Annotated in this window: 24 protein-coding genes; all 24 read right to left on the reverse strand. The window is 54.7% G+C overall.

The genetic code is table 11. The features are described 5' to 3' along the window. Positions 1-2 precede the first annotated feature (2 nt). Entirely contained in the window at positions 3-503 is a 501-nt protein-coding gene (gene rpsE / locus P3G59_RS25970) for a 30S ribosomal protein S5 (RefSeq protein WP_003186035.1), read from the reverse strand. A gap of 3 nt (positions 504-506) precedes the next feature. Further along, a complete protein-coding gene (gene rplR, locus P3G59_RS25975) occupies positions 507-857 on the reverse strand; it encodes a 50S ribosomal protein L18 (protein ID WP_003186037.1) in 351 nt (116 codons plus the stop codon). 10 nt (positions 858-867) lie between these two features. Beyond that, on the reverse strand, positions 868-1,401 hold the full coding sequence (rplF, locus tag P3G59_RS25980) for a 50S ribosomal protein L6 (RefSeq protein ID WP_024077677.1): 534 nt from the start codon (positions 1,399-1,401) through the stop codon (positions 868-870). Between the two features lie 12 nt (positions 1,402-1,413). After that, positions 1,414-1,806, reverse strand: a complete 393-nt coding sequence (rpsH, locus tag P3G59_RS25985; protein WP_007918458.1) for a 30S ribosomal protein S8 — start codon at positions 1,804-1,806, stop codon at positions 1,414-1,416. A gap of 209 nt (positions 1,807-2,015) precedes the next feature. Further along, positions 2,016-2,321: a 30S ribosomal protein S14 gene (gene rpsN, locus P3G59_RS25990; RefSeq protein ID WP_007918460.1), complete on the reverse strand. Its 306-nt coding sequence runs from the start codon at positions 2,319-2,321 to the stop codon at positions 2,016-2,018. Between the two features lie 13 nt (positions 2,322-2,334). Beyond that, positions 2,335-2,874, reverse strand: coding sequence for a 50S ribosomal protein L5 (gene rplE, locus P3G59_RS25995; protein ID WP_003176415.1), 540 nt, complete (start codon positions 2,872-2,874; stop codon positions 2,335-2,337). Between the two features lie 20 nt (positions 2,875-2,894). Beyond that, positions 2,895-3,209, reverse strand: a complete 315-nt coding sequence (gene rplX / locus P3G59_RS26000; protein WP_003176416.1) for a 50S ribosomal protein L24 — start codon at positions 3,207-3,209, stop codon at positions 2,895-2,897. An 11-nt stretch (positions 3,210-3,220) separates the two neighbouring features. Beyond that, a complete protein-coding gene (gene rplN / locus P3G59_RS26005; protein ID WP_002555479.1) occupies positions 3,221-3,589 on the reverse strand; it encodes a 50S ribosomal protein L14 in 369 nt (122 codons plus the stop codon). Positions 3,590-3,612: 23 nt separating this feature from the next. Next, positions 3,613-3,879 carry a 30S ribosomal protein S17 gene (gene rpsQ, locus P3G59_RS26010; protein ID WP_003176419.1) on the reverse strand — a complete coding sequence of 89 codons (267 nt, stop codon included), beginning with the start codon at positions 3,877-3,879 and terminating at the stop codon, positions 3,613-3,615. Between the two features lie 2 nt (positions 3,880-3,881). Then, entirely contained in the window at positions 3,882-4,073 is a 192-nt protein-coding gene (gene rpmC, locus P3G59_RS26015; RefSeq protein WP_002555481.1) for a 50S ribosomal protein L29, read from the reverse strand. Continuing rightward, positions 4,073-4,486, reverse strand: coding sequence for a 50S ribosomal protein L16 (rplP, locus tag P3G59_RS26020; RefSeq protein ID WP_007896757.1), 414 nt, complete (start codon positions 4,484-4,486; stop codon positions 4,073-4,075). The genes rpmC and rplP overlap by 1 nt, the downstream gene beginning before the upstream one ends. Positions 4,487-4,498: 12 nt before the next feature. Further along, on the reverse strand, positions 4,499-5,185 hold the full coding sequence (rpsC, locus tag P3G59_RS26025) for a 30S ribosomal protein S3 (protein WP_003176422.1): 687 nt from the start codon (positions 5,183-5,185) through the stop codon (positions 4,499-4,501). A gap of 13 nt (positions 5,186-5,198) precedes the next feature. Continuing rightward, on the reverse strand, positions 5,199-5,531 hold the full coding sequence (gene rplV, locus P3G59_RS26030) for a 50S ribosomal protein L22 (protein WP_003103908.1): 333 nt from the start codon (positions 5,529-5,531) through the stop codon (positions 5,199-5,201). A gap of 11 nt (positions 5,532-5,542) precedes the next feature. Continuing rightward, the gene (gene rpsS, locus P3G59_RS26035; protein WP_003228731.1) at positions 5,543-5,818 is read right to left on the reverse strand and encodes a 30S ribosomal protein S19; all 276 of its coding nucleotides are present in this window, start codon (positions 5,816-5,818) and stop codon (positions 5,543-5,545) included. 16 nt (positions 5,819-5,834) lie between these two features. Next, a complete protein-coding gene (gene rplB, locus P3G59_RS26040; RefSeq protein WP_003228734.1) occupies positions 5,835-6,659 on the reverse strand; it encodes a 50S ribosomal protein L2 in 825 nt (274 codons plus the stop codon). A 14-nt stretch (positions 6,660-6,673) separates the two neighbouring features. Next, positions 6,674-6,973: a 50S ribosomal protein L23 gene (gene rplW, locus P3G59_RS26045; RefSeq protein ID WP_002555488.1), complete on the reverse strand. Its 300-nt coding sequence runs from the start codon at positions 6,971-6,973 to the stop codon at positions 6,674-6,676. Beyond that, positions 6,970-7,572: a 50S ribosomal protein L4 gene (rplD, locus tag P3G59_RS26050; RefSeq protein WP_007918468.1), complete on the reverse strand. Its 603-nt coding sequence runs from the start codon at positions 7,570-7,572 to the stop codon at positions 6,970-6,972. The genes rplW and rplD overlap by 4 nt, the downstream gene beginning before the upstream one ends. A 12-nt stretch (positions 7,573-7,584) precedes the next feature. After that, a complete protein-coding gene (gene rplC, locus P3G59_RS26055) occupies positions 7,585-8,220 on the reverse strand; it encodes a 50S ribosomal protein L3 (RefSeq protein WP_003228738.1) in 636 nt (211 codons plus the stop codon). 80 nt (positions 8,221-8,300) lie between these two features. Next, entirely contained in the window at positions 8,301-8,612 is a 312-nt protein-coding gene (gene rpsJ, locus P3G59_RS26060; protein ID WP_003186070.1) for a 30S ribosomal protein S10, read from the reverse strand. A gap of 158 nt (positions 8,613-8,770) precedes the next feature. After that, positions 8,771-9,964, reverse strand: coding sequence for an elongation factor Tu (gene tuf, locus P3G59_RS26065; protein ID WP_007918472.1), 1,194 nt, complete (start codon positions 9,962-9,964; stop codon positions 8,771-8,773). A 31-nt stretch (positions 9,965-9,995) separates the two neighbouring features. Further along, positions 9,996-12,101, reverse strand: coding sequence for an elongation factor G (gene fusA, locus P3G59_RS26070; protein ID WP_277759505.1), 2,106 nt, complete (start codon positions 12,099-12,101; stop codon positions 9,996-9,998). Between the two features lie 30 nt (positions 12,102-12,131). Next, a complete protein-coding gene (rpsG, locus tag P3G59_RS26075) occupies positions 12,132-12,605 on the reverse strand; it encodes a 30S ribosomal protein S7 (RefSeq protein ID WP_007916467.1) in 474 nt (157 codons plus the stop codon). A 107-nt stretch (positions 12,606-12,712) separates the two neighbouring features. Beyond that, entirely contained in the window at positions 12,713-13,084 is a 372-nt protein-coding gene (rpsL, locus tag P3G59_RS26080; RefSeq protein WP_003186084.1) for a 30S ribosomal protein S12, read from the reverse strand. A gap of 216 nt (positions 13,085-13,300) precedes the next feature. Then, entirely contained in the window at positions 13,301-17,500 is a 4,200-nt protein-coding gene (rpoC, locus tag P3G59_RS26085; protein WP_277759506.1) for a DNA-directed RNA polymerase subunit beta', read from the reverse strand. Positions 17,501-17,519: the final 19 nt, after the last annotated feature.

The following is a 17,519-nucleotide window of genomic DNA, read 5'->3' on the forward strand; positions in this document are numbered from 1 at the left end:
GATCAGAAGATCTCCTTGACGCTTTTGCCACGCTTGGCGGCAATGGATTCAGGAGACTGCATAGCTTTCAAACCTTTGAAAGTGGCGTGAACCACGTTTACCGGGTTAGTCGAGCCGTAGCACTTGGCCAGAACGTTCTGAACGCCAGCAACTTCGAGGACAGCACGCATAGCGCCGCCAGCGATGATACCGGTACCTTCAGAAGCAGGCTGCATGTACACCTTCGAAGCGCCGTGAGCGGACTTCATTGCGTACTGCAGAGTGGTGCCGTTCAGATCAACTTGGATCATGTTGCGGCGAGCAGCTTCCATTGCCTTCTGGATCGCAGCAGGCACTTCACGCGACTTGCCACGGCCGAAGCCAACACGCCCTTTACCATCACCAACCACGGTCAACGCGGTGAAAGTGAAGATACGGCCGCCTTTAACGGTTTTGGCTACGCGGTTAACTTGAACCAGCTTCTCAATGTAGCCTTCGTCGCGCTTTTGGTCGTTATTTGACATAACTTAGAACTCCAGCCCAGCTTCACGAGCAGCATCAGCCAGCGCTTTAACGCGGCCGTGGTACTTGAAGCCAGAGCGGTCGAAAGCCACTTGCGAGACGCCAGCGGCCTTAGCACGCGTAGCGACCAGCTGGCCAACCTTTGTGGCCGCGTCGATGTTGCCAGTGGCGCCATCACGCAGTTCTTTATCCAAAGTCGAGGCGCTTGCCAGGACTTTGTTGCCGTCGGCCGAGATGACCTGGGCGTAGATGTGCTGCGACGAGCGGAACACGCAGAGACGCACGACTTCGAGTTCGTGCATTTTCAGGCGTGCTTTGCGAGCGCGACGCAGTCGAGTAACTTTTTTGTCGGTCATTTGCTATGCCCTACTTCTTCTTGGCTTCTTTACGACGGACGACTTCGTCCGCGTAGCGCACACCTTTGCCTTTGTACGGCTCTGGTGGACGGAAGTCGCGGATCTCAGCGGCCACTTGACCTACCAGCTGCTTATCGATGCCCTTGATCAGGATATCGGTCTGGCTAGGAGTCTCAGCGGTGATGCCTTCCGGCAGTTCGTAATCCACTGGGTGCGAGAAGCCAAGGGCCAGGTTCAGAACCGAGCCTTTTGCTTGCGCCTTGTAACCAACACCGACCAGCTGGAGCTTGCGCTCGAAGCCTTGGCTTACGCCTTGGACCATGTTGTTTACCAACGCACGCGTGGTACCGGCCATTGCGCGAGTTTGTTGATCGCCATTGCGAGCAGCGAAACGCAGCTCACCAGCTTCTTCAACGATCTCAACGGACGAATGGATGTTCAGTTCAAGAGTACCCTTGGCACCCTTCACCGAAAGCTGTTGGCCTGCGAATTTTACTTCGACACCGGCTGGCAGCTTAACGGGGTTCTTAGCGACGCGAGACATGCTTATCCCCCCTTAGAACACAGTGCAAAGAACTTCGCCGCCGACACCGGCAGCGCGCGCAGCACGATCCGTCATCACACCTTTGTTGGTGGAGACGATAGACACGCCAAGACCGCCACGAACTTTCGGCAGATCTTCAACGGACTTGTACTGACGCAGGCCTGGACGACTAACGCGCTTCACTTCTTCGATAACCGGACGGCCTTCGAAGTACTTCAGCTCGATGGACAACGACGGCTTAGCGTCGGTGGTGATCTGAAAATCCGCGATGTAACCTTCGTCCTTCAGGACTTTTGCTACAGCCACCTTCAGCGTGGAAGACGGCATGCTTACGACAGACTTTTCAGCCATCTGGGCATTACGGATTCGAGTTAGCATGTCCGCTAACGGGTCCTGCATACTCATGGGCTAGACGCTCCTAATACAGAAAAATTAGCCTTGCGGCTACTACTTGTCGCCGAGAACTTCCGGGCATGAAAAACACGGGCTCAGGCGAGCCGGTCATTCTAGACACACCCCAGAAATGAATCAAGCCCCAAAAGGGGCTTGATTCAGATTCAAGGCCACCGATGGTCAGGTTCTTCCGAACCCGAACATCGAGACTTTGACAGAAATTACCAGCTGGCTTTAACCAGACCTGGTACGTCACCACGCATTGCAGCTTCACGCAGCTTGTTACGGCCAAGGCCGAACTTGCGGTAAACGCCGTGCGGACGACCAGTCAGGCGGCAACGGTTACGCATGCGCGCAGCGCTTGCGTCACGTGGTTGCTTCTGCAGAGCTACGGTAGCTTCCCAACGTGCTTCTGGACTTGCGTTCAGATCAACGATGATAGCTTTCAGCGCTGCACGCTTGGTGGCGTACTTGGCAACAGTGAGCTGACGCTTCAGCTCACGGTTTTTCATGCTCTTCTTGGCCATTTTCCTACTCCAATCAGTTGCGGAACGGGAATTTGAAAGCACGCAGCAGAGCGCGGCCTTCATCATCGTTCTTGGCAGTGGTGGTCAGGGTGATGTCCAGACCGCGGAGAGCATCGATCTTGTCGTAGTCGATTTCCGGGAAAATGATCTGCTCTTTCACGCCCATGCTGTAGTTACCACGACCATCGAAGGACTTGGCATTCAGGCCGCGGAAGTCGCGAACCCGAGGCAGGGAGATCGACAGCAGACGATCCAGGAACTCATACATACGCTCACGGCGCAGGGTCACCTTGACGCCGATCGGCCATCCTTCACGGACTTTAAAGCCAGCGATGGATTTACGAGCGTAGGTCACAACGACTTTTTGGCCGGTGATCTTTTCCAGGTCAGCAACAGCATGCTCGATGACTTTCTTGTCACCAACAGCTTCGCCCAGACCCATGTTCAGGGTGATTTTTGTAACGCGTGGAACTTCCATCACGTTCGAAAGCTTAAGTTCTTCCTTAAGCTTCGGTGCGATTTCCTTCCAGTAAATCTCTTTTAGTCGTGCCATGGTCTTCTACCTAGCAGTGTTCAAGCATCAACCGCTTTTTGGGTCGACTTGAAGACACGAATTTTCTTGCCGTCTTCTACTTTGAAACCAACGCGGTCAGCCTTGTTGGTTTCGCCGTTGAAAATGGCGACGTTAGAAGCGTCCAGTGGAGCTTCTTTTTCGACGATACCGCCTTGCACGCCCGACATCGGGTTAGGCTTGGTATGACGCTTAACCAGGTTCAGACCACCAATAACCAGACGGTTATTAGCAAGAACCTTAAGCACCTTACCGCGCTTACCTTTGTCTTTGCCGGCGATCACGATGATCTCGTCGTCACGACGAATCTTTTGCATGTCGGATCTCCTTACAGCACTTCTGGGGCGAGCGAGACGATCTTCATGAACTTCTCAGTACGAAGTTCACGGGTCACTGGCCCAAAGATACGGGTGCCGATCGGCTCTTGCTTGTTGTTCAGAAGAACAGCAGCGTTGCCATCAAAGCGGATAATGGAGCCATCAGCACGACGTACGCCGTGACGAGTGCGGACTACAACAGCAGTCATCACTTGGCCTTTTTTCACCTTACCGCGAGGAATTGCTTCCTTCACGGTAACTTTGATGATGTCACCGATACCAGCGTAACGACGATGGGAGCCACCCAGCACCTTGATGCACATAACGCGGCGAGCGCCGCTGTTATCGGCCACATCGAGCATGGATTGAGTCTGAATCATATAATTTCTCCGACCCCTAGTCCTTAGACTTCCACAGCGCGTTCGAGAACATCAACCAGCGCCCAAGACTTGGTCTTGGCCAAAGGACGAGTTTCACGAATAGTGACTTTGTCGCCGATGTGGCACTGATTGGTTTCGTCGTGCGCGTGCAGCTTAGTCGAACGCTTAACGTATTTACCGTAGATCGGGTGCTTAACGCGACGCTCGATCAGTACGGTGATGGTTTTGTCCATCTTGTCGCTGACAACACGGCCAGTCAGCGTACGGACAGTTTTTTCGGCTTCAGCCATGATTACTTACCTGCCTGCTGGTTGAGCACAGTCTTCACGCGAGCGATGTCACGTTTAACTTGCGAGAGCAGATGAGACTGCCCCAACTGGCCAGTTGCTTTCTGCATACGCAGATTGAACTGGTCGCGCAGCAAGCCGAGCAGTTGCTCGTTCAGCTGCTGTGCGGATTTTTCACGAAGTTCATTCGCTTTCATCACATCACCGTCCGTTTAACAAAGGCGGTGGCGAGCGGCAGCTTTGCAGCAGCCAGGGCAAAAGCCTCACGCGCCAGCTCTTCAGAAACACCCTCGATTTCATACAGGACTTTGCCTGGCTGAATCTGGGCAACCCAGTACTCCACACTACCCTTACCTTTACCCATCCGAACTTCGAGTGGCTTCTTGGAAATAGGCTTGTCCGGGAATACACGGATCCAGATCTTGCCGCCACGTTTAACGTGACGGGTCAGTGCACGACGCGCTGACTCGATCTGACGAGCGGTGAGACGACCACGAGCTACAGACTTCAGCGCGAACTCGCCGAAGCTGACTTTGCTACCGCGCTGAGCCAGACCACGGTTGTGGCCTGTCATCTGCTTGCGGAACTTCGTACGCTTAGGTTGCAACATTTGGCGTACCCCTTACTTAGCAGCTTTTTTACGAGGCGCTGGTGCTTGTGGTTTCAGCTCTTCTTGGCGACCACCAATTACTTCGCCTTTGAAGATCCAAACCTTTACACCGATCACACCGTAAGTGGTGTGAGCTTCGTAGTTGGCATAGTCGATGTCGGCACGCAGGGTGTGCAATGGCACACGACCTTCGCGATACCATTCAGTACGTGCGATTTCAGCACCGCCGAGACGACCGCTCACTTGGATTTTGATGCCTTTGGCACCAATGCGCATGGCGTTCTGAACGGCGCGCTTCATAGCGCGACGGAACATTACACGACGCTCCAGCTGCTGAGCTACGCTCTGCGCAACCAGCATACCGTCGAGTTCCGGCTTGCGGATCTCTTCGATATTGATGTGCACAGGCACACCCATTTGCTTGGTCAGGTCCTGACGCAGTTTCTCAACATCTTCACCCTTCTTCCCGATAACGATACCTGGACGAGCGGTGTGGATGGTGATACGTGCAGTTTGGGCCGGACGATGGATATCGATACGGCTTACGGACGCGCTTTTTAGTTTGTCTTGGAGATACTCACGCACTTTCAGATCTGCGAACAAGTAGTCCGCATAAGTCCGACCGTCTGCGTACCAGACGGAGGTGTGCTCCTTGACGATTCCCAGGCGAATGCCAATGGGATGTACTTTCTGACCCATCTCTTCGACTCCGTTACTTGTCAGCAACCTTGACAGTGATATGGCAAGACCGCTTGACGATGCGATCAGCACGGCCTTTGGCACGTGGCATGATGCGCTTCAGCGAACGCCCTTCGTTGACGAAAACGGTGCTGACCTTAAGGTCATCAACGTCTGCGCCTTCGTTATGCTCGGCGTTGGCTACGGCCGACTCCAGCACTTTCTTCATGATCTCGGCGGCTTTCTTACTGCTGAAAGCCAACAAGTTGAGCGCTTCGCCCACCTTCTTCCCGCGGATCTGGTCGGCGACCAAGCGGGCTTTCTGGGCGGAGATTCGAGCGCCCGACAACTTAGCGGCTACTTCCATTTCCTAACCCCTTAACGCTTGGCTTTCTTGTCAGCCACGTGCCCACGATATGTGCGGGTACCGGCGAACTCGCCCAGTTTATGGCCGACCATGTCTTCGTTCACGAGAACTGGGACGTGCTGACGACCGTTATGTACGGCGATGGTCAGACCGACCATCTGTGGCAGGATCATCGAACGACGCGACCAAGTCTTAATTGGTTTGCGATCGTTCTTTTCCGCCGCCACTTCGATCTTCTTCAGTAGGTGAAGATCAATAAAAGGACCTTTTTTCAGAGAACGTGGCACTGTCGTATCCCTCTATTTACTTGCGACGACGGACGATCATTTTGTCGGTACGCTTATTACCACGAGTCTTCGCGCCCTTAGTCGGGAAGCCCCATGGCGATACCGGATGACGACCACCAGAGGTACGACCTTCACCACCACCATGCGGGTGGTCAACCGGGTTCATGGCAACACCACGAACGGTTGGGCGAACGCCACGCCAGCGTTTGGCACCAGCTTTACCCAGCGAACGCAGGCTGTGCTCGGAGTTCGAGACTTCGCCCAGGGTCGCACGGCATTCAGCCAGGACTTTACGCATTTCACCGGAACGCAGACGCAGGGTAACGTACACGCCTTCACGAGCGATCAGCTGAGCCGAAGCACCAGCGGAACGAGCGATCTGTGCGCCTTTACCTGGCTTCAGTTCGATGCCGTGTACGGTAGAACCGACTGGAATGTTGCGCAGTTGCAGAGCGTTGCCTGGCTTGATTGGAGCCAGAGCGCCTGCGATCAGCTGGTCGCCAGCACTCACGCCTTTAGGGGCGATGATGTAGCGGCGCTCGCCGTCTGCGTAGCAGAGCAGTGCGATGTGAGCAGTACGGTTTGGATCGTATTCGATACGCTCGACAGTGGCGACGATGCCATCTTTGTCGTTGCGACGGAAATCGACCATACGATAATGCTGCTTATGACCACCACCGATGTGACGCGTGGTAATACGGCCATTGTTGTTACGACCACCAGTCTTCGATTTTTTCTCGAGCAGCGGTGCGTGAGGAGCGCCTTTATGCAGCTCCTGGTTGACCACCTTGACCACAAAACGGCGGCCAGGGGAAGTCGGTTTGCATTTAACGATTGCCATGATGCACCCCTTCCTTACTCAGCACTGCTGCTGAAATCGAGATCTTGGCCTGGCTGAAGGGAGATAACTGCCTTCTTCCAGTCATTACGCTTGCCCAGACCGCGAGCAGTGCGCTTGCTCTTACCCAGAACGTTCAGGGTAGTGACGCGCTCTACTTTCACGCTGAACAGGCTTTCGACGGCCTTCTTGATTTCCAGCTTGGTTGCATCAGTAGCAACCTTGAAAACGAACTGGCCTTTCTTGTCTGCCAGAACCGTAGCCTTCTCGGAAACGTGCGGGCCAAGCAGAACTTTAAATACGCGTTCCTGGTTCATCCCAGCAGCTCCTCGAATTTCTTCACGGCCGACACGGTGATCAACACCTTGTCGTATGCGATCAGACTAACTGGATCGGAACCTTGAACGTCACGTACATCTACGTGCGGCAGGTTACGAGCAGCCAGGTACAGGTTCTGATCAACAGCGTCCGACACGATCAAAACGTCGGTCAGGCTCATGTTGTTCAGCTTGCCCAGCAGATCTTTGGTTTTCGGAGTTTCAACAGCGAAATCCTGAACCACGACCAGACGATCAGTACGCACCAGCTCAGCAAGGATGGAACGCATTGCTGCGCGATACATCTTCTTGTTCAGCTTCTGGGAGTGATCCTGTGGACGTGCTGCAAAAGTGGTACCGCCGCCACGCCAGATTGGGCTACGGATAGTACCGGCACGAGCACGGCCAGTACCTTTCTGACGCCATGGGCGCTTGCCGCCACCACGAACGTCGGAACGGGTCTTTTGCTGCTTGGTACCTTGACGGCCGCCGGCCATGTAGGCCACGACTGCTTGGTGAACCAGCGTCTCGTTGAATTCGCCGCCAAATGTCAGTTCGGAAACTTCGATCGCTTGAGCGTCATTTACATTTAATTGCATGTCAGCTTCCCCTTAACCGCGAGCCTTGGCTGCTGGACGTACAACCAGGTTGCCGCCAGTAGCGCCAGGAACAGCACCCTTGACCAACAACAGATTGCGTTCAGCGTCCACGCGCACTACTTCCAGGGACTGCACGGTCACGCGCTCAGCGCCCATATGACCGGACATTTTTTTGCCCTTGAATACACGACCAGGAGTCTGGCACTGGCCGATAGAGCCTGGGACGCGGTGGGATACGGAGTTACCGTGGGTGTTATCTTGCCCGCGGAAATTCCAACGCTTGATCGTACCCTGGAAGCCTTTACCTTTGGACTGACCGGTTACATCAACCAGTTGACCAGCGGCGAAGATTTCAGCGTTGATCAGATCGCCAGCCTGGTACTCGCCTTCTTCAAGACGGAATTCCATGGTGGTGCGACCAGCGGCAACGTTCGCTTTAGCGAAGTGGCCAGCCTGAGCTGCTGTTACACGCGAAGCACGACGCTCGCCGACAGTGACTTGCACTGCACGATAGCCATCGGTCTCTTCAGTTTTGAACTGGGTGACGCGATTCGGTTCGATCTCAATGACCGTGACCGGAATGGAGACACCTTCTTCGGTGAAAATACGGGTCATACCGCATTTACGACCGACTACACCAATAGTCATGTTGTAAACCTCATGAGTGTACGGGGCTTTCACCCGCTATGGCCGCCCATTTCAGAGCGTTACACGACTAAGACCGAGTCTTAGCCGAGGCTGATCTGCACTTCCACACCGGCCGCAAGATCAAGCTTCATAAGTGCATCAACGGTTTTATCCGTTGGCTGGACGATGTCCAGAACGCGCTTATGAGTGCGGATTTCGTACTGGTCGCGCGCGTCTTTGTTGACGTGCGGAGAAACCAGAACGGTGAACCGCTCTTTACGGGTAGGCAGTGGAATTGGACCACGCACTTGAGCACCAGTACGTTTCGCGGTTTCCACGATTTCCTGGGTTGATTGGTCGATCAGGCGATGGTCAAAAGCCTTCAACCTGATACGGATTTGCTGATTTTGCATTGGATTTCAGACTCCGGCTGCTATTCCCACCGAGCGCAATACGCCCGTTAAAAGGAGGCGCAATTCTATAGACGCCCCAGATAGGTGTCAACCCAATAAAAAAGCCCCCGCTGAGCGGGGGCTTTTTCACATCATCAAGCAATCTCTATAAAAGAGAATTACGCGATGATTTTGGCTACGACGCCAGCGCCGACGGTACGACCGCCTTCACGGATAGCGAAACGCAGACCGTCTTCCATCGCGATGGTTTTGATCAGGGTAACAGTCATCTGAATGTTGTCACCTGGCATTACCATTTCAACGCCTTCTGGCAGCTCGCAGTTACCAGTCACGTCAGTAGTACGGAAGTAGAACTGTGGACGGTAGCCTTTGAAGAACGGAGTGTGACGACCGCCTTCCTCTTTGCTCAGAACGTAAACTTCTGCAGTGAAAGTGGTGTGCGGCTTAACCGAACCCGGCTTAACCAGAACCTGACCACGCTCAACGTCGTCACGCTTGGTGCCACGCAGCAGAACGCCGCAGTTCTCGCCAGCACGACCTTCGTCGAGCAGCTTGCGGAACATTTCAACACCGGTGCAAGTAGTAACGGTGGTGTCACGCAGACCAACGATTTCCAGCGGATCTTGAACGCGAACGATACCGCGCTCGATACGACCAGTCACAACAGTACCGCGACCCGAGATCGAGAATACGTCTTCGATTGGCATCAGGAACGGCTTGTCGGTTACACGCACTGGTTCTGGGATGTAGCTGTCCAGAGTTTCAACCAGCTTCTTGACGGCAGTGGTGCCCATCTCGTTGTCGTCTTTGCCTTCCAGAGCCATACGAGCCGAACCGATGATGATTGGAGTGTCATCGCCCGGGAAGTCGTAGGTGGACAGCAGGTCGCGAACTTCCATCTCAACCAGTTCCAGCAGCTCAGCGTCGTCTACCAGGTCAGCCTTGTTCAGGAAAACCACGATGTACGGAACGCCAACCTGACGGGACAGCAGGATGTGCTCGCGGGTTTGTGGCATCGGACCATCAGCGGCCGAGCAAACCAGAATAGCGCCGTCCATTTGAGCAGCACCGGTGATCATGTTCTTCACATAGTCAGCGTGACCTGGGCAGTCGACGTGAGCGTAGTGACGGATCTTCGAGTTGTACTCAACGTGTGCGGTGTTGATGGTGATACCGCGAGCTTTCTCTTCCGGTGCGCTGTCGATCTTGTCGAAGTCAACGATTGCGGAACCGAAAACTTCGGAGCAAACGCGAGTCAGAGCAGCAGTCAGAGTGGTTTTACCGTGGTCAACGTGACCAATGGTGCCAACGTTGACGTGCGGTAGGGAACGATCAAATTTTTCTTTAGCCACGACAATTAACTCCTAGCCTAAAGGGGCTGAATCAGCCTTGTTTTTTGGTTACGGACTCGACGATGTGCGACGGAGCCGTATCGTATTTTTTGAATTCCATAGAGTAGCTTGCGCGACCCTGGGACATGGAACGAACGTCGGTCGCATAACCGAACATCTCACCCAGTGGAACCTCGGCACGGATAACCTTGCCGGACACTGTGTCTTCCATACCCTGGATCATGCCGCGACGACGGTTAAGGTCGCCCATCACATCACCCATATAGTCTTCAGGCGTAACAACCTCTACCGCCATGATCGGCTCGAGCAACTCACCACCGCCCTTCTGGGCCAGTTGCTTGGTCGCCATGGAAGCAGCCACTTTAAACGCCATCTCGTTGGAGTCGACGTCGTGGTAAGAACCATCGAACACGGTAGCCTTCAGGCCGATCAGCGGATAGCCGGCAACAACGCCGTTCTTCATCTGCTCTTCGATACCCTTCTGGATAGCCGGGATGTATTCCTTAGGAACCACACCACCTACAACTTCGTTCACGAATTGCAGACCTTCCTGACCTTCGTCAGCAGGAGCAAAACGAATCCAGCAGTGACCAAACTGGCCGCGACCACCGGACTGACGAACGAACTTGCCTTCGATTTCACAGTTCTTCGTGATGCGCTCACGATACGAAACCTGAGGCTTGCCGATGTTGGCTTCGACGTTGAACTCACGGCGCATCCGGTCAACCAGGATGTCCAGGTGCAGCTCGCCCATGCCGGAGATGATCGTTTGACCAGTCTCTTCATCAGTTTTAACGCGGAAAGACGGGTCTTCCTGAGCAAGTTTGCCCAGAGCGATACCCATTTTTTCCTGGTCATCCTTGGTCTTAGGCTCTACGGCAACCGAAATAACCGGCTCCGGGAAGTCCATACGAACCAGGATGATTGGCTTGTCAGCGTTGCAGAGGGTTTCACCAGTGGTGACGTCCTTCATGCCGATCAGGGCCGCGATGTCACCAGCGCGTACTTCCTTGATCTCTTCACGGGCGTTTGCGTGCATTTGCACCATACGACCCACGCGCTCTTTCTTGCCTTTAACCGAGTTGATCACGCCGTCGCCGGAGTTCAACACGCCCGAGTAAACGCGGACGAAGGTCAAAGTACCCACGAATGGGTCGGTAGCGATCTTGAACGCCAGAGCCGCGAAAGGCTCGTTGTCGTCTGCATGACGCTCCATCTCTTCTTCCTCGTTATCAGGGTTAGTACCCTTGATAGCTGGAATGTCAGTTGGTGCAGGCAGGTAGTCGATAACGGCGTCGAGAACCAGGGGAACACCCTTGTTCTTGAAGGAAGAACCGCAAACGGCCAGAACGATTTCACCGGCGATAGTACGCTGACGCAGAGCAGCCTTGATCTCTTCGATCGACAGCTCTTCGCCTTCCAGGTACTTGTTCATCAGCTCTTCGTTGGCTTCGGCGGCAGCTTCAACCATGTTGTTGCGCCACTCTTCAGCCAGCTCTTGCAGCTCGGCAGGAATGTCCTTGCGAACAGGAACCATACCTTTGTCAGAGTCGTTCCAGTAGACAGCTTGCATGTTGATCAGATCGATCTGACCCTGGAAGTTGTCTTCGGAACCGATAGCCAACTGGATTGGCACCGGAGTGTGACCCAGACGCTGCTTGATCTGACCGATCACGCGCAGGAAGTTGGCACCAGCACGGTCCATCTTGTTTACGTAAACAAGACGTGGAACGCCGTACTTGTTGGCTTGACGCCATACGGTTTCCGACTGAGGCTCAACACCCGAAGTACCGCAGAACACAACGACAGCGCCGTCGAGTACGCGCAGGGAGCGTTCAACTTCAATAGTGAAGTCAACGTGGCCCGGGGTATCGATTACGTTGAAGCGATGCTCGTCTTTGTACTGCTTCTCGGAACCTTTCCAGAAGGCGGTAATAGCAGCAGAAGTAATGGTAATACCACGCTCCTGCTCCTGAACCATCCAGTCTGTGGTCGCGGCGCCGTCATGCACCTCGCCCATTTTGTGACTTTTGCCGGTGTAAAAAAGGACGCGCTCGGTGGTGGTGGTTTTACCAGCATCCACGTGAGCGACGATACCGATGTTACGGTAGCGGCTAATCGGAGTAGTACGAGCCATAAAGCCCTCGCAAAATTAGTGAAGCTAAAATTAGAAGCGGTAGTGCGAGAAAGCTTTGTTAGCTTCAGCCATACGGTGCACGTCTTCACGCTTCTTAACAGCAGCACCTTTACCTTCAGCAGCATCCAGCAGTTCGCCAGCCAAACGCAGAGCCATAGACTTCTCGCCACGCTTACGGGCGAAGTCTACCAACCAGCGCATTGCCAGAGCGTTACGACGGGAAGGACGAACCTCGACCGGAACCTGGTAAGTAGCACCACCAACGCGGCGCGACTTCACTTCGACCAGCGGAGCGATGGCGTCGAGTGCTTTTTCGAAGAGTTCCAGGGGATCGGTGCCAGCCTTACGGGTCGCAACGGTTTCCAGGGCACCATAAACGATACGCTCGGCAACGGCTTTCTTGCCGCTTTCCATAACGTGGTTCATGAATTTGGCGAGGATCTGGCTTCCGTATTTCGGATCGTCCAGAATCTCACGCTTTGCTGCTACGCGACGTCTTGGCATGATAAGCCCTCAAGCGGTCTTCAGGTTAGCTCGGGACAGATCCAATGGATGCGTGCCCGACCTTACTCTTATCGACTCAATAAAATGAAAATCTGCAAAACGGCCGATTACTTCGGACGCTTGGTACCGTACTTCGAACGACCCTGGTTACGACCTTTAACGCCGGAAGTATCCAAGGAGCCGCGAACGGTGTGGTAACGAACACCTGGCAAGTCTTTTACACGACCGCCGCGGATCAGTACCACGCTGTGCTCTTGCAGGTTGTGACCTTCACCACCGATGTACGAGGAAACCTCGAAACCGTTGGTCAGGCGCACACGGCATACTTTACGCAGTGCCGAGTTAGGTTTTTTCGGCGTAGTGGTGTACACACGGGTGCACACGCCACGACGTTGCGGGCAGTTCTGCAGCGCAGGTACGTCGGATTTCTCGACGATACGCTTACGCGGCTGACGTACCAGCTGGTTGATAGTTGCCATCTACTAGCTCCACTGTTGTCTTGCGACGCTATTGTCTTGCAAGAAAAGCAAAATGGCAGGAACGAATTCCCGCCAAATTTAGGGGATCAAGAGTCTAAAGAGGATCTTGTCCCCAGTCAAGGCAAGGCCCCGACCTCCCCGCCCCTCGAACCTCGACAAAATGTCTCGATTCGATGAACGGAGTGATCAGGGCCTTACGCTCATTTATCGCAGAACTCAGTTACCGCTCGAGTTCAGCGCTTCGGTCAGTGCAGCTTCCACTTCACTGGCGCTCACGCGCAACGGCTTGTCTGCTTCACGACGACGCTTGCGCTCGCTGTGATATGCCAGGCCGGTACCTGCCGGGATCAGACGACCCACGACAACGTTTTCTTTCAGGCCGCGCAGGTAGTCGCGCTTGCCGGTGACTGCCGCTTCGGTCAGTACACGAGTGGTTTCCTGGAAGGAAGCCGCCGAGATGAACGATTCGGTGGACAACGACGCCTTGGTGATACCCAACAGAACGCGAGTGTATTTGGAGACGAATTTGTCTTCGCCGCCCAAACGCTCGTTCTCTACCAGTACGTGAGTCAGTTCCATCTGGTCGCCCTTGATGAAACTGGAATCGCCGGATTCAGCGATTTCAACTTTACGCAGCATCTGACGCAGGATGGTCTCGATGTGCTTGTCGTTGATCTTCACGCCTTGCAGACGGTAAACGTCCTGGATCTCGTTGACGATGTACTTGGCCAGCGCGCTCACACCCAGCAGACGCAGGATGTCGTGCGGATCGCTTGGACCGTCGGAGATAACTTCGCCGCGGTTTACCTGCTCGCCTTCGAACACGTTCAGGTGACGCCACTTCGGAATCAGCTCTTCATACGGATCACTACCGTCGTTCGGGGTAATAACCAGACGGCGCTTGCCTTTGGTTTCTTTACCGAACGCGATGGTGCCGCTGACTTCAGCCAGAATCGACGCTTCTTTCGGACGACGAGCTTCGAACAAGTCGGCAACACGCGGCAGACCACCGGTGATGTCACGGGTCTTCGAAGTTTCTTGCGGGATACGCGCGATAACGTCACCGATCGCGATCTTCGCACCATCCGCTACACCGACCAAGGCGTTGGCTGGCAGGAAGTACTGAGCGATAACGTCAGTGCCTGGCAGCAACAGATCCTTGCCGTTGTCGTCGACCATCTTCACTGCTGGACGAATTTCTTTGCCCGCAGCTGGACGATCTTTCGCGTCGAGTACTTCAATGTTGGTCATACCGGTCAGTTCGTCAGTCTGACGCTTGATCGTGATGCCTTCTTCCATGCCCACGTAGGTCACGGTACCTTTCATTTCGGTAACGATCGGGTGAGTGTGCGGATCCCACTTGGCCACGATTGCGCCAGCGTCGACCTTGTCACCTTCTTTAACCGAAATCACAGCACCGTACGGCAGCTTGTAACGCTCGCGCTCACGACCGAAGTCATCAGCGATGGCCAGCTCACCGGAACGGGACACAGCAACCAGGTGACCATCCACTCGCTCAACATGCTTCAGGTTGTGCAGACGGACGGTACCGCCATTCTTCACCTGAACACTGTCCGCAGCGGAAGTACGGCTTGCCGCACCACCGATGTGGAACGTACGCATCGTCAGCTGGGTACCCGGCTCACCGATGGACTGGGCAGCGATAACGCCGACCGCTTCACCGATGTTCACCTGGTGACCACGAGCCAGATCACGGCCGTAGCACTTGGCGCAAATGCCATAGCGGGTTTCGCAGCTGATCGGCGAACGCACGATCACTTCGTCGATGCTGTTCAGCTCGATGAATTCAACCCACTTCTCATCTACCAGAGTACCGGCCGGAACGATAACGTCCTCGGTGCCTGGCTTGAATACGTCACGGGCAATAACACGACCCAATACGCGCTCACCCAACGGCTCTACAACGTCACCGCCTTCAATGTGCGGAGTCATCAGCAGACCGTGTTCGGTGCCGCAATCGATCTCGGTTACAACCAGATCCTGCGCCACGTCTACCAGACGACGAGTCAGGTAACCGGAGTTCGCAGTTTTCAACGCGGTATCCGCCAGACCTTTACGAGCACCGTGAGTCGAGATGAAGTACTGAAGTACGCTCAAACCTTCACGGAAGTTCGCAGTAATCGGCGTTTCAATGATGGAACCGTCCGGCTTGGCCATCAGACCACGCATACCGGCCAGCTGACGAATCTGTGCTGCGGAACCCCGCGCACCCGAGTCGGCCATCATGTACATCGAGTTGAAGGACTCTTGGTCGACTTCGACACCATGACGGTCGATGACTTTCTCTTTCGAGAGGTTGGCCATCATCGCCTTGGAGACTTCGTCGTTCGCTTTCGACCAAAGGTCGATCACTTTGTTGTACTTCTCGCCCTGGGTTACCAGGCCGGAGGCGTACTGGCTCTCGATCTCTTTCACTTCGTCGGTGGCTGCACCGATGATGCGGGCTTTTTCATCCGGGATAACGAAGTCGTTAACACCGATGGAAACGCCGGAGATGGTCGAGTAAGCGAAACCGGTGTACATCAACTGGTCAGCGAAGATCACGGTCTCTTTCAAACCAACCACGCGGTAGCACTGGTTGATCAGCTTGGAGATCGCCTTTTTCTTCATTGGCAGGTTGACGACGTCGTACGACAGACCTTTTGGCACAACCTGGAACAGCAGCGCACGGCCGACAGTGGTGTCGACGATACGGGTGTTGCTCACGCTGTTGCCGTCACGGTCGTTGACGGTTTCGTTGATGCGTACTTTAACCTTGGCGTGCAGTGCGGCTTCGCCGGCACGGAACACACGGTCAACTTCCTGCAGATCCGCGAATACACGACCTTCGCCTTTGGCGTTGATTGCCTCACGGGTCATGTAGTACAGACCCAATACAACGTCCTGCGACGGAACGATGATTGGCTCACCGTTGGCTGGCGACAGAATGTTGTTGGTCGACATCATCAACGCACGCGCTTCGAGCTGGGCTTCCAGCGTCAGCGGTACGTGCACGGCCATTTGGTCGCCGTCGAAGTCGGCGTTGTACGCGGCGCAAACCAGCGGGTGCAGCTGGATAGCCTTACCTTCGATCAGTACCGGTTCAAACGCCTGGATACCCAGACGGTGAAGGGTCGGTGCACGGTTGAGAAGAACCGGGTGTTCGCGAATCACTTCAGCGAGAACGTCCCAAACCTCTGGCAGTTCGCGCTCGACCATTTTCTTGGCCGCTTTGATGGTGGTCGCGAGACCACGCATTTCGAGCTTGCCGAAAATGAACGGTTTGAACAGCTCGAGAGCCATCTTCTTCGGCAGACCGCACTGGTGCAGACGCAGGGTCGGACCTACGGTAATTACCGAACGACCGGAGTAGTCAACACGCTTACCGAGCAAGTTCTGACGGAAACGACCCTGCTTACCCTTGATCATGTCAGCCAAAGATTTCAGAGGACGCTTGTTGGAACCAGTGATAGCGCGGCCACGACGACCGTTGTCGAGCAGAGCATCGACCGCTTCCTGCAACATACGCTTTTCGTTGCGCACGATGATGTCCGGAGCGGACAGATCCAGCAGGCGCTTCAAACGGTTGTTACGGTTGATCACTCGACGATACAGATCGTTGAGGTCGGAAGTCGCGAAACGACCGCCATCCAGCGGGACCAGTGGACGCAGATCTGGCGGCAGAACCGGCAGAACGGTCAGCACCATCCACTCTGGAAGGTTGCCGGAACCCTGGAAGGCTTCCATCAACTTCAGACGCTTGGACAGCTTCTTGATCTTGGTTTCCGAGTTGGTTTGCGGAATTTCTTCACGCAGACGGCCAATCTCGTGTTCCAGGTCGATAGCGTGCAGCAGTTCACGGACAGCTTCGGCACCCATGCGGGCGTCGAAGTCGTCACCGAACTCTTCCAGCGCTTCGAAGTACTGCTCGTCGTTCAGCAGCTGACCTTTTTCAAGGGTGGTCATGCCTGGATCGATAACGACATAGCTCTCGAAGTAGAGAACGCGTTCGATATCACGCAGGGTCATGTCCATCAGCAAGCCGATACGGGACGGCAGCGATTTCAGGAACCAGATGTGGGCAACCGGCGAAGCCAGTTCGATGTGCGCCATGCGCTCACGACGAACCTTGGCAAGTGCAACTTCAACGCCGCACTTCTCGCAGATTACACCACGGTGCTTCAAGCGCTTGTACTTACCGCACAGGCACTCGTAATCCTTTACCGGGCCAAAGATCTTGGCGCAGAACAGACCGTCACGCTCAGGTTTGAACGTACGGTAGTTGATGGTTTCCGGCTTTTTAACTTCACCGAACGACCACGAGCGGATCATCTCAGGCGAGGCCAATCCAATACGGATGGCGTCGAACTCTTCGACTTGACCCTGGTTTTTCAGCAAATTCAGTAGGTCTTTCAAGGCCTTTCCTCCTGGCGGA

It is taken from the genome of Pseudomonas sp. A34-9 (assembly GCF_029543085.1).
Classification (GTDB): domain Bacteria; phylum Pseudomonadota; class Gammaproteobacteria; order Pseudomonadales; family Pseudomonadaceae; genus Aquipseudomonas.

Bases quoted from the DNA above. Each gene is read 5' to 3' on its own strand.
- rpsE (WP_003186035.1), bottom strand. From the start codon at position 503: ATGTCAAATAACGACCAAAAGCGCGACGAAGGCTACATTGAGAAGCTG.
- rplR (WP_003186037.1), bottom strand. From the start codon at position 857: ATGACCGACAAAAAAGTTACTCGACTGCGTCGCGCTCGCAAAGCACGC.
- rplF (WP_024077677.1), bottom strand. From the start codon at position 1,401: ATGTCTCGCGTCGCTAAGAACCCCGTTAAGCTGCCAGCCGGTGTCGAA.
- rpsH (WP_007918458.1), bottom strand. From the start codon at position 1,806: ATGAGTATGCAGGACCCGTTAGCGGACATGCTAACTCGAATCCGTAAT.
- rpsN (WP_007918460.1), bottom strand. From the start codon at position 2,321: ATGGCCAAGAAGAGCATGAAAAACCGTGAGCTGAAGCGTCAGCTCACT.
- rplE (WP_003176415.1), bottom strand. From the start codon at position 2,874: ATGGCACGACTAAAAGAGATTTACTGGAAGGAAATCGCACCGAAGCTT.
- rplX (WP_003176416.1), bottom strand. From the start codon at position 3,209: ATGCAAAAGATTCGTCGTGACGACGAGATCATCGTGATCGCCGGCAAA.
- rplN (WP_002555479.1), bottom strand. From the start codon at position 3,589: ATGATTCAGACTCAATCCATGCTCGATGTGGCCGATAACAGCGGCGCT.
- rpsQ (WP_003176419.1), bottom strand. From the start codon at position 3,879: ATGGCTGAAGCCGAAAAAACTGTCCGTACGCTGACTGGCCGTGTTGTC.
- rpmC (WP_002555481.1), bottom strand. From the start codon at position 4,073: ATGAAAGCGAATGAACTTCGTGAAAAATCCGCACAGCAGCTGAACGAG.
- rplP (WP_007896757.1), bottom strand. From the start codon at position 4,486: ATGTTGCAACCTAAGCGTACGAAGTTCCGCAAGCAGATGACAGGCCAC.
- rpsC (WP_003176422.1), bottom strand. From the start codon at position 5,185: ATGGGTCAGAAAGTACATCCCATTGGCATTCGCCTGGGAATCGTCAAG.
- rplV (WP_003103908.1), bottom strand. From the start codon at position 5,531: ATGGAAGTAGCCGCTAAGTTGTCGGGCGCTCGAATCTCCGCCCAGAAA.
- rplB (WP_003228734.1), bottom strand. From the start codon at position 6,659: ATGGCAATCGTTAAATGCAAACCGACTTCCCCTGGCCGCCGTTTTGTG.
- rplW (WP_002555488.1), bottom strand. From the start codon at position 6,973: ATGAACCAGGAACGCGTATTTAAAGTTCTGCTTGGCCCGCACGTTTCC.
- rplD (WP_007918468.1), bottom strand. From the start codon at position 7,572: ATGCAATTAAATGTAAATGACGCTCAAGCGATCGAAGTTTCCGAACTG.
- rplC (WP_003228738.1), bottom strand. From the start codon at position 8,220: ATGACTATTGGTGTAGTCGGTCGTAAATGCGGTATGACCCGTATTTTC.
- rpsJ (WP_003186070.1), bottom strand. From the start codon at position 8,612: ATGCAAAATCAGCAAATCCGTATCAGGTTGAAGGCTTTTGACCATCGC.
- fusA (WP_277759505.1), bottom strand. From the start codon at position 12,101: ATGGCTCGTACTACTCCGATTAGCCGCTACCGTAACATCGGTATCGTC.
- rpsG (WP_007916467.1), bottom strand. From the start codon at position 12,605: ATGCCAAGACGTCGCGTAGCAGCAAAGCGTGAGATTCTGGACGATCCG.
- rpsL (WP_003186084.1), bottom strand. From the start codon at position 13,084: ATGGCAACTATCAACCAGCTGGTACGTCAGCCGCGTAAGCGTATCGTC.